The sequence below is a fragment of the Streptomyces sp. NBC_00569 genome, assembly GCF_036345255.1.
GTDB lineage: Bacteria > Actinomycetota > Actinomycetes > Streptomycetales > Streptomycetaceae > Streptomyces.
This window is the reverse complement of the sequence record NZ_CP107783.1, coordinates 10,195,738-10,211,950: the sequence shown is the minus strand read 5'-3', so window position 1 is coordinate 10,211,950 and position 16,213 is coordinate 10,195,738. Positions and strand designations below refer to the sequence as shown.

Annotated in this window: 12 protein-coding genes and 1 pseudogene; 8 read left to right on the top strand and 5 right to left on the bottom strand. The window is 69.6% G+C overall.

Annotated elements, in window-relative coordinates; all coding sequences use genetic code 11:
• Positions 1–152: 152 nt before the first annotated feature.
• Both OHO83_RS46290 and OHO83_RS46285 read right to left on the bottom strand, forming a co-directional pair.
• Complete coding sequence (locus OHO83_RS46290; protein ID WP_329431515.1) at positions 153–512, bottom strand: DoxX family protein; 360 nt, start codon at positions 510–512, stop codon at positions 153–155.
• A 188-nt stretch (positions 513–700) separates the two neighbouring features.
• Positions 701–1,195: a cupin domain-containing protein gene (locus OHO83_RS46285; protein ID WP_330278399.1), complete on the bottom strand. Its 495-nt coding sequence runs from the start codon at positions 1,193–1,195 to the stop codon at positions 701–703.
• Positions 1,196–1,276: 81 nt separating this feature from the next.
• On the opposite strand from OHO83_RS46285, the gene OHO83_RS46280 reads away from it, so the two are divergent.
• Positions 1,277–2,128, top strand: coding sequence for a LysR substrate-binding domain-containing protein (locus OHO83_RS46280; protein WP_330278400.1), 852 nt, complete (start codon positions 1,277–1,279; stop codon positions 2,126–2,128).
• Between the two features lie 535 nt (positions 2,129–2,663).
• On the opposite strand, the gene OHO83_RS46275 is transcribed toward OHO83_RS46280, so the two are convergent.
• A complete protein-coding gene (locus OHO83_RS46275; RefSeq protein ID WP_266681863.1) occupies positions 2,664–3,119 on the bottom strand; it encodes an STAS domain-containing protein in 456 nt (151 codons plus the stop codon).
• A gap of 278 nt (positions 3,120–3,397) precedes the next feature.
• On the opposite strand from OHO83_RS46275, the gene OHO83_RS46270 reads away from it, so the two are divergent.
• The 4 genes from OHO83_RS46270 (at position 3,398) to OHO83_RS46255 (ending at position 7,186) form a co-directional block, all read left to right on the top strand.
• Positions 3,398–3,949, top strand: coding sequence for a SigE family RNA polymerase sigma factor (locus OHO83_RS46270; protein ID WP_266681861.1), 552 nt, complete (start codon positions 3,398–3,400; stop codon positions 3,947–3,949).
• Positions 3,946–5,331 (top strand): outer membrane protein assembly factor BamB family protein, encoded by a 1,386-nt coding sequence (locus OHO83_RS46265; protein ID WP_266681859.1) that lies wholly within the window; start codon positions 3,946–3,948, stop codon positions 5,329–5,331. The genes OHO83_RS46270 and OHO83_RS46265 overlap by 4 nt, the downstream gene beginning before the upstream one ends.
• A 367-nt stretch (positions 5,332–5,698) precedes the next feature.
• Positions 5,699–5,902 carry a cold-shock protein gene (locus OHO83_RS46260; RefSeq protein WP_266681857.1) on the top strand — a complete coding sequence of 68 codons (204 nt, stop codon included), beginning with the start codon at positions 5,699–5,701 and terminating at the stop codon, positions 5,900–5,902.
• A 297-nt stretch (positions 5,903–6,199) separates the two neighbouring features.
• On the top strand, positions 6,200–7,186 hold the full coding sequence (locus OHO83_RS46255; protein ID WP_266681855.1) for an L-threonylcarbamoyladenylate synthase: 987 nt from the start codon (positions 6,200–6,202) through the stop codon (positions 7,184–7,186).
• A 1,101-nt stretch (positions 7,187–8,287) separates the two neighbouring features.
• Here OHO83_RS46255 and OHO83_RS46250 read toward each other — a convergent pair.
• Positions 8,288–10,837, bottom strand: a complete 2,550-nt coding sequence (locus tag OHO83_RS46250) for an amino acid permease (RefSeq protein ID WP_266681853.1) — start codon at positions 10,835–10,837, stop codon at positions 8,288–8,290.
• Positions 10,838–13,000: 2,163 nt separating this feature from the next.
• Between OHO83_RS46250 and OHO83_RS46245 the strand changes: the two are divergent.
• Together OHO83_RS46245 and OHO83_RS46240 are read left to right on the top strand one after the other, a co-directional pair.
• A pseudogene (locus OHO83_RS46245) lies at positions 13,001–13,357 on the top strand (transglycosylase SLT domain-containing protein); the annotation flags it as partial.
• A gap of 267 nt (positions 13,358–13,624) precedes the next feature.
• Complete coding sequence (locus OHO83_RS46240; protein ID WP_330278401.1) at positions 13,625–13,852, top strand: hypothetical protein; 228 nt, start codon at positions 13,625–13,627, stop codon at positions 13,850–13,852.
• A 200-nt stretch (positions 13,853–14,052) separates the two neighbouring features.
• Here OHO83_RS46240 and OHO83_RS46235 read toward each other — a convergent pair whose 3' ends face one another.
• Complete coding sequence (locus OHO83_RS46235) at positions 14,053–15,081, bottom strand: saccharopine dehydrogenase family protein (RefSeq protein ID WP_330280693.1); 1,029 nt, start codon at positions 15,079–15,081, stop codon at positions 14,053–14,055.
• A 138-nt stretch (positions 15,082–15,219) separates the two neighbouring features.
• Here OHO83_RS46235 and OHO83_RS46230 point away from each other — a divergent pair, with 138 nt between their 5' ends.
• The gene (locus OHO83_RS46230; protein WP_266681756.1) at positions 15,220–16,203 is read left to right on the top strand and encodes a GlxA family transcriptional regulator; all 984 of its coding nucleotides are present in this window, start codon (positions 15,220–15,222) and stop codon (positions 16,201–16,203) included.
• Positions 16,204–16,213: the final 10 nt, after the last annotated feature.

Sequence of the window (16,213 nt, the reverse complement as noted above, 5' to 3'; positions counted from 1 at the left end):
CTTCTGCACGGGCCGGTGGACGTCGTTCAGCTTGAGGGCCGACACGTTTGCGACTGTCGGAGGGCGGCGTGTTCGATGGTCATGACAAGTGACAGCGGCCGTGAGGCGGCCGGTCCAGCAGTTGCCTTTGCCGGTCGGGGGCTGATCCACGGTCACGGCCTGATGGCCAACCAGATAGTCAGGGCCGCGGTGGCGGTGAGTGCGGCATTGAGTGTGATCCGGCGGTCTTCGCCGGTCAGGTGAACGGCGATCGCACCGGTCTGCAGAAGAACGAAGCCGACGGCCGCGGCCGGCGCCAGCCGGCAAGCGGTGCCGGTCAGCGGTGGCAGGACCAGACCCGCCGCGCCGAGTATTTCGACCGCCCCCAGCGCCCTGACGGCGGGCAAGGGTATGCGGTCGACCCACGCCATCATCGGCCGGAGTTGATCGCGGCTGCGGATCACCTTCAGCGTGCCTGCGTAGAGGTAGAAGAGGGCGAGGAGTCCCGCGACGATCCAATAGGCGATGTTCATGGTTCCCGTTCACGCTGGCCCCGGTTCGCGGGGGGGGGGGGAGGTCTGTCGATTGCGTCGATTGCCGGGCAAGCCCCTGGGAGACGGCCCAATCGTCGTCCGAAGGGGTTCGGGTGCGAAAGGGGCGGGAGCGCCACGGCCCCAGAGGGCCGAAAGGAGGGGGGCCGGGTCGTGTTGTTCTGTCGGCTTCAGGTGAGGTCGGTGGCGGGCTGTGTCGCATAGCGGCTCATTGCGTCGATGTTGGCCTGTGGTGTCAGCGGCCGGCCGGATGCGAGCACCTCCGAGAGGTCTCGGAAGTACTGCACGTACAGGTCGGGTGTGAAGGTGCTGAGCATGACGGCGGGTTGGCCGGTCAGGTTGGCGAAGGTGTGCGGGGTGCCGGGCGCAACCATGACGAGTGTCCCCGCGGTGGCGTCGTAGTCCTTGTCCCCGACGGTGAACCGCACGGTGCCGGACAGGATGTAGAAGCCCTCGTCGTGTCGGCGATGGCGGTGCTGCGGCGGACCCTGGGTGTGGGGGGCGAGGACGGACTCGGCGATCGCGAGGCGGTGCGCGGTGTGGCTGCCGTCCTCCAGAACGCGCATGCGTGTGGTGCCCAGGACGATCGTCTCGCCGTCGCGGGGACCCACCACCGATACGGCGGCATCGGCCTGCGGCCGGCTGGTCTTGTCTTGTTCGGTCATGTTCACCAGTGCACGCCCGGGGCCTCGCCCGTGTCCAAGACCCCTTCGGCACAGCCGATACCTCATGGGTATCGTTGCAGCGTGGAGCTACGGACCTTGCGCTACTTCGTGGCGGTCGCCGAGGAACTCCACTTCGGCCGGGCCGCCACCCGACTGCATATGAGTCAGCCGCCGCTGAGCCGGGCGATCAAGCAGTTGGAAGCCGAGGTCGGGGCGCTGCTCTTCGCCCGCTCGGCCACCGGCGTCACGCTCACCGCGGTGGGCGCAGTGCTGCTCGAGGAGGCGCGGGCTCTGCTCGAGCACGCCGACCGCGTCCGGGTACGCGTGAGCACGGCAGCCGGTGCCGCGACGATCACCGTCGGCATCCTGGGCGACGGCACCGACCCGACAGTGGCCAGGCTGGCCGCGGCCTACCGCCGCAGCCACCCCGGAGTCGACATCCGTATCCGCGACACCGATCTGACCGACCCGACGTGCGGGCTGCGCGCCGGGCTGGTCGATGTCGCCCTGACCCGGGCGCCGTTCGACGAGACTGCCCTGACGGTGTATGCGCTGCGGACCGATCCGGTCGGCGTGGTCCTGCGCGCCGATGATCCGCTGGCGGGCCGTGATGAGTTGCGGCTGGCCGAGCTGTGCGAGCGCCGCTGGTTTCAGTTCCCGCAGGGCACCGACCCCATCTGGCAGTCGTACTGGAACGGTGGCAGGCCGCGCGAGGGACCAGTGGTGCGCGCCGTGCAGGAATGCCTGCAGGCGGTGCTGTGGAACGGCACGGTCGGCCTGGCCCCGCTCGGACACGACCTGCCCGCGGAGTTCACCGTGGTGCCGCTGATCGACATGACGCCGAGCCGAGTGGTGGCGGTGTGCAACGAGAAAGACACCAACCCGTTGACCCGGTCGTTCATCGAGATCGCGACAGCCGCGTACCGCCACTGAGCACCGACAGCCGACAGCCGACGCTGCCGCAGCTCGTGAACAATTCGAACGCCGCAGCCCTCGGCGGGCCGCGCCCGGGGGCAGCGCTTGACTTTGCTGGTGGCGGCGCTGCGGACCTGAAGCTGCGGCAGTGTACCCATCACCGGGTCGAAGGGGGCACGCGGATACGGCCTGGCGCTGTCTCGCTCCTCAAGTCGACCACCGCGGCGGCACGTTACGGACCCGCAAGGCCCGTTTGTATTGCGTACTCAGTCAGTTCCGCCACGCGGTGACCACCGCGGCGACAACCGTGGTGCTCGCCGCGAGGATCACCATGACGGCCCGCATTCGCTCGGTCAGGCGGGCTGTCCGGCACCGCCGGCCAGCGGGATCGATCCTTCCCGGTGGTGGCGCATCCCCCTGCGGTTCGGGGCGCCCAGTGCGTGGCAGAAGGAGCTGTCGGCACCATGAGCAGTCGCTGTCAGAACTACTCAGCCAATAGCTGCCCCTCAGTTGCGCGTGGGGCGCCGGGCGTCTGTCGTCGTCGCCTCGCATGTCACTCCATCGCGGCTTCCACCGAGTCATAGATCTGCAAGGCCCGGTGCAGGCTGGTGATGTGGAAGATCTGGAGAATGTCCGGGTTCGTAATCACCAGCTTCAGGTCACCGACGTGCGTACGAATCCGCTTGGCGATGCTGACGAAAATCCCAAGGCCCGTCGAGTCGATGAAGGGGACCTCTCTCAGGTCCACGATGAGGTGATGACGGCCCGCTTCGATACAGGTGAGCACGTGTTCCCTGATCTGAGGCACGCTGGAGACGTCGACCTCGCCGTGGATCTCGACGACGGTCCAGCCCGTCTCGTGATGGTGGCTGATGTGAAATTCCGGGTGCATGGGTTGCCTAACGGCGATGCCCTGGGGAGAAGTTTTGGGTCGTGCCTGCCGCACGTCCGTTCCGCATATGCACGAACGGCTGGCCATGACCTCACCCGTCAGATGGCGCATGTCCATGGCTTCGTCACCGCGAACGCACGACAGGCCAACCTCTGACGTCACCGCGAGCGGGCGGGTGATTGCTCAAGTCAGCGTCTCGTGGCTCCCAACGGTCGCCCGGCGCGACGTGGCACAGGGCCCGGCCGGCCGTGGGCTACGGCGTCGGCGTCGGCGTGGTGGACGAGCGCGCTGGTAGCGCGAGGCGTGCGCAAGTCTGGCGGAAGAATCCCGCCACGGCAGACATAGATTGCCTGCGGTCCACGCGTCCTTGTGGGCGTTAAGAAACGGGAGGGCCCATGGACCCGCAGGACCACGAAAGATTCCGGGACTTCGTCGACGCCCGGTGGGGCGCCTTGCTGCGCCTGGCGAACCTGCTCACCGGCGGTGACCGCCACGAGGCCGAAGACCTCGTGCAAACCGCTCTGATGAAGGCGCTGGGCCGCTGGCAGCACATCGAGGACCCGGAAGGCTACGTGCGCAAGGTGATGTACCGGCACCAGATCAGCCGCTGGCGGCTGCGCCGGCCGCACCGCGAGGCGACGTTCGCCGCACCGCCCGAGAGTTTCGGTGTCACTGACGGCACATCCGCCGCTGACCTGCGGATCACCGTGAGGCAGGCATTGGCCCGACTGACGCCGCGACAACGCACCGTACTGGTGCTGCGCTACTTCGAGGACCTGTCCGAGACGGAGGCCGCGGGCGCGCTGGGCTGCTCGGTGGGCACCATACGCAGCACCACCTACCGGTCGCTGGCCCGGCTGCGCACACTCGCGCCGGAGCTGAGTTCCCCCGCGCAGACCGCATCGACCACCCCGCACAACATGTCCCTGAAGGGAGCTCGCCCATGAGCGCCGACCAGAGCGCCGACCAGCTGGACCGCGTGGTCCGCGATGTCCTGCACGCTTGGACCCCCGACGGCCCCGGCGCTCCCAAGGACATCGCCGATCGCATCGTGCGTCGCCGTCGGCTCCGCAACCTCGTGCGCGTCACCGGCGCCGCTCTCGGCCTGGCCGGCATCACCCTGGGCACCGCTCTCGCCACCGGTGCGGGCGGCGACAACGGGACGCCGTCACCGGCCGCGCGGGTGAGCAAGCAGAGCAAGCTGCTGTGGCAGACCACGTTGCCCGGTAAGTCCTGGGACGCCTGCACCACCGGTGCCGATACCGGTGACGTGTACTGCCGGGGGACGGAGTACGACTTTGTCGGTGTGGACGCCCGTACCGGCAAGGTCGAATGGCAGCAAAAGGCCAAGGACGCCAACGGCAACAGCGCCCCGGCGGGATCGATGCCCGGTGGCCGTGACGGGGTGTTGTACACCTACGCTGATCACGCCCCAGGGGCGCCCCGGGCCGGCACCGACCTCGTCGCCCTCGACATCAACAGTCGGCGAGTGCTGTGGAAGCACGAGCTGGCCGACGACAGCCGAGGCCGGACCTCCGCCGTGCTGTTCGACGGCGGGATCCTCGCCAACGCCCCGACCTTCAAGAGCGTGGTCGCTCTGGACGGAGCGACGGGCCGGACGCTGTGGACGTACAAATGGAAGAAGGCCGATTGCGACCGGGCTGTGATCGGCGGCGTCCCGTACCTGACGTGCTCACCGGACAGCAAGAAGGCGCCGCAACAGAGCACCGTCGTCCGTCTTGACCCGGCGACGGGCACAGCGCGGACAGTCGCGACCGTTGAGGGCCCGACCACGTACATCGGTACGGACGGGGACGCCGTGCTGCTGGGCGGTATGGCCGGCGGACAGAAGAACTTCAGCGACCCCGGTCCCGCCACCCTGACCCGCGTCGACACCCGCTCCGGCTCGGTGTCCCATCACCGCGTCGAGGGCCTGCCAACCGGTGTGGTCGCAGACGGCCTCATCCTGGCAGCCGGCAGCAACGGCAGCGCCGTCGCGTACTCCGCCGACAGCGGCAAGCGGCTGTGGTCGCGCAACCTCGGGCTGACGTTGCACAAAGAGCCGCGCAACCCCACGCTGCACGAGTTGCCCTCCGCCGCCACGGTGGACCTCACCAGCCGCATGGCGTACTACCTCGCCCCCTCCGGGCACCTGGTGGGCCTTGATCTGGACACTGGTGCGGTGCTCTGGCGCGGCCGGGTCCCGCTGCCGAAGAGCCCGATACAGGGCGGGATCGCGCCCGAGCTCATGAGTCACGGCCACGACCTCATCGGCCAGGTCGGCGGCGAGCTCTTCAGGATCAAGCCCCAGCTGCCTCAACGAGGTTGACGATCCAGATGCAGCGAGGCCGCTCGGGCATCGCCGCCGAGTGGGGTCTCGCAGTGGTGCTGTTCGGGGCAGCGTCCAAGACCCTGCTCGAGGGCCCGGCCGGTGGCCCGCCCCACGAACCGTCCCCACACATGAAGGCGACCGTGCTCCGCGAAACGGGACCAGGCCCTCGCTCGGACCATCCCCGCAGGCGCAGGGGCAATGTCGGCCATCTCGCCCTGCCGCTGCGCAAAACAGGGGCATCCCCACAGGCGCAGGGGCGACGATGTGAGGCAGGATAAGCGGCGTTGTAGCGCTCTTTCCCGAGAGCGCATGGAGGCCGAGCTGTTCCGCGTGGACGAGCTCGGGTGATGTGAAGGACACACGTATGGCCAGCGGCACCGTGAAGTGGTTCAACAGCGAAAAGGGCTTCGGCTTCATCGAGCAGGACGGCGGAGGCCCCGACGTCTTCGCTCACTACTCCAACATCAGCGGCAACGGCTACCGCGAACTCGTCGAGGGCGAGAAGGTCACCTTCGACATCACCCAGGGCCAAAAGGGCCCCCAGGCGGAGAACATCGTCCGCGGCTGACCACACTCACGGTCATAAATCGTGTGGGGGTGCTCGCCGGCAACGGCGGGCACCCCCACACGCGTTGCACGAACCACGAACAGAACATGCGCGCGGACCCCACCCCTCCCGGGCGCTCAGGCGACGTGATGGACGCGCCGTCACCGGTGTCGGACGACGGACCTTCCCCCGCAGGCGCGGGGACTTTTCCCTAAGTTCGCACCCGTGCGTCCGGGCTCGTGCGGCGGCCTCGAGCGCAGTGATCTTGCCGTCACGTGCCGCCGGCCGCGGAACGCGGCAGAGCGCAGCGGTGAGAGGATGGCGAGGGTGACGGCACGAACCAGTGACATCGACAAGGCAGCCGGTGTGCTGCGCGGCGGAGGCCTGGTGGCCTTCCCGACCGAAACGGTCTACGGACTGGGCGCCAACGCCGAGGACCCCGCCGCCGTAGCGCGCATCTTCCAGGCCAAGGGCCGCCCGCCCTCCCACCCGCTGATCGTCCACATCGGCGGCGCGCAGCTTCTGGACGACTGGGTCCAGGAGGTGCCCGCGACGGCGCGCCTGTTGGCACAACACTTCTGGCCGGGGCCGCTGACGCTGGTCCTGCGGCGCAGTCAGCGGGTGCCCCTCGAAGCGACCGGGGGCCTTGAGACGGTCGCCGTGCGCGTGCCCGAGCACCCCGTCGCACTCGCGCTGCTCTCGGCGTTCGGCGGCGGTGTCACGGCCCCGTCCGCGAACCGTTTCGGCTCGGTCAGCCCCACCACGGCCGACCACGTCCGTGCGGAGCTGGGTGACGCGGTCGACTTCGTGCTGGACGGCGGCTCCTGCGAGGTCGGCGTCGAGTCGACCATCGTCGACGTCACGGGCGAGACCCCGAGCCTTCTTCGGCCCGGCGGGGTGACGCGCGAGGACCTCGAAGCGGTGCTGGGCCGCCCGATCTCGCTCGACGCGACCAGCGACGTCCGGGTGCCGGGCCAGCATCCGTCCCACTATGCGCCGCGGGCGCGGGTCGTCCTCGTCGAGCCCGAGAACATCGCAGCCGAAGCGGCACTCGCGCAAGACGCCGGGCACCAGGTGGGCGTCTTCCTCCCCCCTGCCTTCGCCGACACCCCGGTGAAGGCGCACGCCGTGGTGGCGGTCCCCGCCTCGATGGCCGCCTACGCGCGCGGGCTGTACGGGTTCCTGCGCGAACTCGACCAGCAGGGGTGCGACCTCATCGTCGCGTCCTTGCCGGTGGAGGAGGAACTGGGACTCGCCATCGCCAACCGGCTGCGCCGCGCGGCCGGACCCCGGCCCACCGCCTGAACAACAACCAAGGCCCGCTGCACGTTCTGCACGACGCGCGGCGCCACAGCACCCGATGCATCACAGCTCGCGCGCACCGGCGCCACAGCACCCGATGCGCCACAGGTGGCGCGCACCGGCAGGCGCTCGGCCGCCTGTGGTGCTCGGCCACGAGATGACCGAGCACCACTGGGCACCCCAGGGGGCGGGCCCCTCATGCCTCATCCGCCGGCCTTGACGGGCACCGGGACGCCCGCACCGGTGCCGTCAGCGGGGCGGTGCCACCTGCGGCTGCGACGTCGGCGTGACCCGTCCGAGCAGCATCGTGCGACTGCCCTTTGGGGCCAAAGCCCTGGGAGTCGCACTTCGGCAAAGCGGCAGGTCAGGGGTCGGCCCAGATGAGCAATAGGGCGTAAAGCAGCAGCGCGGAAGGCCAGCTGGTGCCTCCCGGACGGGTGCGCCGGTGCGCATACATCAGCTGCTCCGAGCCACTGCCGGCCGCCTCCCGCGCCGCCAGGCGGTTGTGCGACCGCACGTGCAGAGCGGCAAAGCGAAAATGGCACCGCCACCGGGCGGACGCCTTCGCCATCGGCCTTGCCCGCCCCAGGGGCGAGGGAGGAACCCGCGCATGTCGTGCGCTGCCCGATGTGCGGACGGCACGGTGCGCACGGTTTGTGGAGGCGCACGCGTACCGGCCCACACGGGCCGAAGCTCTCGTGAGCCGGCACGCGTGGGCCGGCACGCGTGGGCCGGATGAACGGGCAGCGCCGGCCCCTCGCCTGCCTGTTCGCGCGGCACGCAGGGGAGATCTTGCAGCCGGACGGCATCCTGCTTCGTCGAGAAGGGCCGGTACGGCTGGCAAGCGCTGGACGAGCCGGCGGTCTCGGCGTGGTGGGTGGGGTGAGTACCGGAGGTCACTGGAGTGCGCCGAGACGTTCCTCGACGACGGCACACTGCCCGAAAAGCATCGCCGACGCATCGTCGAGAACAGGGACTTTCGTGCGCTCCACGGCTGCGCCGGCCACGGGAGCGAAGACACTCACACTCGCCGGCCGCAGCGCCTGGCCCGCGACGGCAGGCGCTGCGGCCGGCGAGGCGGCCGTCCGATGTGCCCCCTCGGTGCTACGGGCCCTCCGGCTGCGGCAGGTCCTGCTCGGTCCAGATGGTCTTGCCGGTGGACGTGTAGCGCGTGCCCCAGTGGTGGGTCATCTGGGCGATGATGAACAGGCCCCGGCCTCCCTCGTCGTCGCTCGCGGCGTGCCGCAGATTGGGCGCGGTGTGGCCGGTGTCGGACACCTCGCAGGTCAGGGTCCCCTCGCGGATCAGGCGCACCTGGATCGGGTCGCCACCTGCGTAGCGGATGGCGTTGGTGACCAGTTCGCTGACGATGAGCTCCGTGGTGAACACCACGTCGTCCAGTCCCCAGTCGCCGAGCTGCTTGCCGACGGCGGAGCGGATGGCGGCCACGGCCGCCGGGTCCGGGGCCAGTGCCCACTGGGCGAACCGATTTGGGGCGAGCAGGCGCGTGCGGACCAGGAGCATCGTCGCGTCCACGTCCACCGCCCCGGGCAGCATGGTGGCCACCGCCCGGTCGCACAGCTCTTCCAGAGATCCCCGGCTCTCACCGAGGACCTGTGAGAGCTGCGCGAGCCCGGCTTCGCGGTCATCGGCCGCCTGGAGGAGGCCGCCCGTGAAGAGGGCAACGAGCGTGCCCGGCGCGAGGTCCACTTCCGTGCTCTGGTAGGGCAGGCCGCCGATTCCCAGCGGCGGTCCAGGCGGCAGCTTGGGATAGTCGACGACGCCCGTGTGCGCCTCGACGAGCGCCAGCACCGGCTCCCCGGCCCGCGCCATGCTGCACTCCCCCGAGACGGGGTCATACACCGCGTACAGGCAGCTCACGCCCACCGCCGCGTCGGCGTGCGCTGTGCGGTGGCCCGCTGGGCGGCCGGCCTGGTCCTCGTGCGCGGTCTGCTCGACCAGGTCGGCCAGGCGGGACAGCAGCTCGTCCGGGCTCAGGTCCAGCCGGGCCAGGACACGCACCCCCGTGCGCAGGCGTCCCATGGTGGCCGCGGCCTGCATGCCGTGACCAAGGACATCCCCGACGACCAGGCCGATGCGGGTACCGGACAAAGGGATGACGTCGTACCAGTCGCCGCCCACCCCGGACCCGCTGTCGGCGGGCAGGTAGCGGCTCGCCGAGTCGACGGCGGCGTGCGGCGGCAGGCGGCGTGGAAGCAGGCTCCGCTGGAGCTTGAGGGCCACGCTGTGGCCACGGGTGACCACCGGCATCAGCAGGAAACCGATCAGCAGGGCGCCCAGGCCCAGGACCGTGACCCCGCCCGTCGGGCCGATCAGCGGCAGGTCGACGGCGGTCGTGCCGTACCGGGGATCCGCGTAGACGACGAAGGTGGCGTAGAGGAACAGCAAGAGCATGAACAGCGCGCCGAGCCCCGGCAGCACCCCCTTGAAGACCAGGTCCCTGACACTGCGGGTGAGGATCTTGCGGTGGTACCAGACGCAGGCGAAACCGGCCAGTCCGTACTGGAACGCGATCGCGAGACCGACCGAATCGATCGAGTCGGCCAGGACATTCCGGCTGAGCGAGGCCAGCAGGACGAACAGGGCGACCGAGACCGCTCCCATACCGATGGTCCCCCAGGTGGGGGTGAGAAACCTGCGGTGGACCCGGGCGAACCGAGAGGGGACAGCCTTGTGGACCGCCATGGAGAACACCGTCCTGGCCAGCGGCAGGATGGTGGTCTGGGCGGACGCCAACGCGGAGGTCAGCACCATCAGGATCAGCAGTCTCGACAGGAACAGCCCCGTGCCCTGGCTCCCGAACACGGCCTCCCCCAGCCCGGAGAACACATTGTCCGCGTTGTCCGCGTTGCCGAGTCCGATGCCCGAGGTGCCGACTCCCGCGAACGCCTGCGCCGACGTGGACACCAGCCCGTACATGACCAGGAGCAGCACGGTGGACAAGACCGCGGCACGGCCCGGGATGCGCGTGCTGTCGACGGTTTCCTCGTTGACGGAGAACGCGGTGTCCCAGCCCCAGTAGATGAAGACCCCCGCGAGGATGCCCGAGGTCATGGCCGTCACCGAGGGCACCGCGAAGGGGTTGAACCAGGACGCGGACACATGGATCGCCGTCGGCGGAGGGCTGGTGTACACCCTGACCAGCGCGGCGACGGCGAGCAGGATCAGCATCGCCACTTCCATGCACAGCAGCCAGCGCTGTACAGCCGCCGAGAACGAGATGCCGACGTAGCAGATCACTGTCAGCACGGCGATCCAGATGACGCCTGCCGCGGTGGTCCACAGCCGGTTCTCCGCCAGTGCGTCCAGGCCGATCAGCCTAAAGCCGTAGGCAGCGGCGATCTGCGCAAGGCTCGCCATGACGATCATGTTGGCGACGATGAGACCCCAGCCGCCCATCCAGCCCGTGCGCGGTCCGAAGGCGCGGGTGGCCCAGGTGAAGGTGGTCCCGCAGTCGGCGTTGCTCGCGTTGAGCTCCCTGAAGGCGTACGCGACCAGCAGCATCGGGACGAAAGCCAGCATGGTGACGATCGGAGCCTGCAAACCGACTCCGGCCACGATGATGCCCAGCGTGGCGGCGAGGCTGTACGCCGGGCCGGTGGAGGCCAGGCCCATGACGACCGAGGAGAACATGCCCAGGGCATTGTTCTTGAGCCCCTTCCGGCCGGACCCTGTGCCCGGAGCGGGAAGACCAGCCGACTCGGCACCGCCGAAGAGCCTCACACTTGATTCCAACGCAGGGCCGCTTCCCTTCGCAACAGCGCGCGGACCCCCCGGCAGTGGCTGCCACCGTGCACGACGGGAATACGGCCGTTGTGTGCCGCTCACAGAGAAAACCGCCGATAGCTCTGAACTGCACCGGCATCGCACCTCGAATCGCGCAGCGTCACAAGCGGATGACGAACGGGGCGATGTCGTCGCACCGGGTCGCGCAGCGTCATCGGCGGATGACGACCAAGGCGACGTCGTCGCGGGCCACGCCGATGACTGGCGGCCGGGCCGGCCATGCGTCCACCCACTCGTCGAGGCAAGGGCGGTGCCCTGGGCGAGAGCGGAGATCACGCGGGCCTCGCCGGCATCGATGCCCTCGTCACGGCATTCGACGAGCCCGTCGGTGCAGAGCACGTTCGACGAGCCCACCGGTGCAGAGCACGAGGGTGCCGCCCGGCGTGCAGGGCAGAGCGGCCCGGGGCACGGGCGCAGGCGTGGTACGGGCGCGGGACGGTATGGGCGCGGGACGGTATGGGCGGGGCGCCGAGCGGGGGGGACCCGTGGCCTGGTCCAGCCGGCTCGCAGGCCCCGTCGAGAAGGGAGCAGGACGAGCGGGTGCCCGGCGAGGCCTGTAGACGATCAACCTGCTGCGGGGGCCGATGAACACCTCCACCACGGTTGCGGCCCTCACGCCGTCGATAAAGCGGGCGTACCGGCCAAAGACCTCCAGGGCCCGGGCCGGGCCCGGGACGGGCCCGAAGGCTGCGCTCAGCACACTGCGGAACATACCCATGACGGCTGCGACCGGCAGCAGACGCGGACTGTCAGGACGCGGCCGACAACGGACGTGGACTGTCAGGGCATCCGGTTCAGGGCAGTGGACCACAGCGGCCTCGAGCCGAAGGTCCTCCCTCCTGGTGAGGGTCTTCGGCCGACGCAGGATCCATCATCGTCGCGTCCTTACCGGCCAAGACGGAGGAGGAATCGGGACTCGCCATCGCCAACCGGCTCCACCACTCCGCCGGACCCCCACCCCCCACCCTCGGCCCTCGGCCCTCGGTCCTCGGCCTGATCGACAACCAAGGCCCGCTTCACGCTCTGCACGACGCGCACCGGCGCCACAGCACCCAATGCACCACAGCCAGCGCGCACCGGCAGGCATGCGCCACCTGTGGTGCTCGGCTATGAGATGGCCGAGAGCCACTGGGCACCCCCAGGGGGAGGTCCCCTCATGTCTCATCCGCAGGTGTTGGCGGGCGCCGGGACGCCCGCACCGGTGCTGTCACAAGCGCAGGTGCCACCTGCGGCGAAGCGTAGAGATGCCCGGACCCGGCCGATCGGCATGCGTGCGCCCGTGGGTGACGGCCCGCCTCCCCCGTGATCGTTCAGGACTTGGTCCGGAGGATCCGTACGCGCATCAGATCGTGGCCCGCTTTCGATCGCCGTCCGGCCGGGTCTTGGAGCCGGCCGGCGGGTTGGCCCTGTGCGCGGCACCGACACACCCGGAGCCCATCACCGGCCGGATCCCCCGGCCGGCCAAGCAGCCCAGGGGCATGTTCTCGGCTCGCCGGCAGGAGAGGAAAACGTGTCCTGGAGGCCCTCACCTCCAGGCCGGACTCCCCTTTGCAGGCGAGCATCGGTAATCCGCCGGCCCACCCGGCCGCGCCGCGAATACGGAATGCATTTCTGCTATTACCGTGAGCAAATTAAGCGCCTTCAATGTGGTGCAGGTCACATGATTTACGTCACTCTTGTCCGACTTTGAGGTATTTGCCGCGTGGGGTGGGTCATATGGCCTGCGTCACTATGAAGACGAATAGTAGACCGGGACCGCGTGTTCCCCAGGTTTTGCGGCGCCCCCGGATCACTTTTGACCACCCCATACTAATCCCCATCGTAAAAGGGAGTCATTGACCTGGGTTTCCTCCCTGATTAACAATTCTTGGCATCACCCCCCGACGGAACAGGAATTACTGCATGCAGATCACCGCGATGCCCAAGAAGTTCGCCCGCATGACCAAGACCAAGAAGATGTCGCTGGGCATGGTCGCCGCCGGCGCCGCCGTGATGGCCGGCACCGTCATCAGCGCCCCCGCCGCCTCGGCCGCCACCGCCGCCCCCTCCGGCAACGTCGACACCTGGATCAAGGAGTCGCTGAAGGTCATGCACGCCCAGGGCATCCCGGGCACCTACGAGGGCATCCACCGCAACCTGATGCGCGAGTCCACCGGCAACCCCAACGCCATCAACAACTGGGACTCCAACGCCGTGAAGGGCATCCCCTCCAAGGGCCTGATGCAGGTCATCGACCCGACCTTCAAGGCCTACCACGTCGCCGGCACCTCGCAGAACATCTACGACCCGGTCGCCAACATCACCGCCTCCGCCAAGTACGCCGCGGACCGCTACGGCTCGATCGACAACGTCAACTCCGCGTACTGATCCCACCCGACACACCACCCCGCACACACGGCCGACAGCGGGCGCCACACCCCCGCCCGCACCACGCCAAGAAGACGAACCACCGCAGGCCGCGTCCCCCACGGCCGGCCTGCCCACGACAGCCGAACACTCCCCTGCCACCCACACGGCACGCCCCCACCCCGGGCACCCCCACGCCACGGCAGCGGTCGAGACGGCATCGAACAACACCACGCACACAGCGCACGCGCCCACGCGGCATGCCCCGACCCCGGGCGCCCCCACGCCGTGGCTGCGGTCGCAACGGCGTCGAACAACACCGCACATACAGCGCCTGCCCCCGCGCACGCCCACGCACCCGCGGGGACCGTCCCGGCGCCGGGCTCCGCCCGCCCACAGCACTACCGTGCTCCCCGCACCGACGGGTACCTCAAGGACGCCGGCAGCGCACTGCCCGTCATCACACCCGACGCGAACGTCATCACGCCCGACGCGAACGGCGCCGCGTACGTGTAGGGAGAAGCTGAAAAAGGGGCCCTGCCTGAAGGCTTGGACGGTGAAGACGACGAGGGGCCCGACTGGTCGAGATCTTCGTATCGGGCCCTGTGGCACTGCACACGAAGACCCTCCCCTCAACACCTCCCACCGCCCTCCCCCGCCGCCGGGCCACGCAGCCCCGCCCGCACCCTTCGCGCACGCTGAACCAGGTCGGCCCGTTACGACTGCAGGTTCAGGGTGATGTGCGGAGCCAGCGCGCGCAGGAACTCGGTGGCGTCGAAGATCTCACCGGCGGCCGCAACGCCAACAGTGCGGGTACGCCCGGACAGGACGCGCTCGAGGGCCTCCACGACAAGAGGGGCCGTGACGGCATAGATGTCTTGACCGCGGGCCACAGCGCGGCGTTCGGCGCCGCCCGAGCGCACGAGGGCGTCGATGAGGAAGGTCTGGCCGGACCGTCCGTACGCGTCGGCCGCGGTCGGTGCCGGCGTGTCCGGGGCCGCGATGTCACGGACGGCTGCAGCCGTCATGTAGGTGGTGACGTCCGAAATGGGCAGGTGGCTGGGCACGGTGACCACGTCGGCCATCGTGAACTCCCCGATCACCGGCTGGGGGCCCATCGGGGCGGGGAAGTCCCATTCCATGGTGGGCGGCGCGTCGGTGCGGTACTCCCACTGCCCTCCGACGTAGCGCATGCGCCGCTCGCCGCGGCGCTCTCGCGAGACCGCGCCCGAACGCCGCGTCCCTGCGGTGGGGTGCCAACTGCTCAGCCCGTAGGCGATGTGCGCCTCGTCGGCCTCGGTCCAGTCGCCCATCGCTACGGTGATCAGCAGGTCGCCCAGCCCGCCGAAGAAAGCCATCGCCGGGACGATCACCGCGCCCTCCCGCCGTGCCCGGCCGGCGAAGTGCGCGAACGTGTCGATGTTCGCCTCGATCTCAGCCGCCACATCCAGATACGGGACCTTCGCCCGCAACGCCGCCTCGATCACGGGGGCAGCCGTCGAGGCGAAGGGGCCGGCGCAATTGATGACGGCGGCCGTGCCGGCCAGCGCACGCTCCAGTGCCTCCGGGTCGTGCACCGTCGCCGGGCGGGCCTCCAGACCGCTCTCGTGGGCCAGCGCCTTCAGCTGGTCCGCATCACGGCCGGACAGCACCGGGACGAACCCGCGTTCCACCAGCTCCGCCACCACGAACCGCCCGGTGTGCCCGTACGCACCGAACACCGCGACCGTCTGCCCCGACCCCATCAGACCGCTCCCCTGCCCTTGTATGCCCGCTCCAGCGCCGGTCCCTGGTCACCCGGCGCGCTCTGGCTCCAAGAGCCTGGCGCGAAGCGGCACTCCCGCACGAGTGTCTGCAACGACATGACCCATACACTTTCGGACATGCCCACCGTCGCGTTGGCCATCACCGATGGCATGTTGCACCTCGAACTGTCCCTGGCCTGCGAGGTCTTCGGTGCCGACCTGACCCACATCGCCAACCCCTGGTACGACTTCTCGCTCTGCGGACCGCGCGCCGTACAGGTCGACCGCTTCACCATCGAACCCGACCACGGGCTCGACCACCTCGCGCACGCCGACACCGTGATCGTCCCAGGCTGGGCCGATACCGACCAGGACCCCCCCGCCGACCTCGTCGACGCCGTCCGCGCGGCCCATGCGGCGGGCGCACGCGTGGCCTCCCTGTGCACCGGCGCCTTCGTCCTGGCCGCGGCCGGCCTCCTTGACGGCAAGCGCGCCACCACGCACTGGGCGCACACCCGCGAACTGTCCAGGCGCCACCCGAACATCACCGTGGACCCAGACGTCCTCTACGTCGACAACGGCAGCGTACTGACCTCCGCCGGCAAGGCCGCCGCCATGGACCTGTGCCTGCACCTGGTACGCCTCGACCACGGCTCGACCATCGCCAACAAGATCGCCCGACGCCTGGTCGTACCGCCTCACCGGGACGGCGGCCAGGCCCAGTTCATCGCCACGCCCGTCCCCGAACCGCGCAACCATCCCCTCGCCGACCTGTTCCCCTGGGTCCTGGCACGCCTCGACCAGCCGCTCACCGTCGAGGACCTTGCCCGCCAGGCACGGATGAGCTCACGTCACCTGGGCCGCCACTTCAAGCAGGTGACCGGCACCACCCCACTGCAGTGGCTCCACACCCAACGCATCCGGCACGCCCAGGAATTGCTGGAGACCACCGACGACACCGTCGACACCATCGCATCAACCACCGGAATGGGCACCGCCACCACGCTGCGCCGCCACTTCGCCCGCACGGTCGGCGTCCCACCGGACACCTACCGCCGGACCTTCCGCGCTCAGCCGCTCATCACCTCCCCCACCCAGCCGCAGCAGACCCCACCACAGTGACCACCAGGTC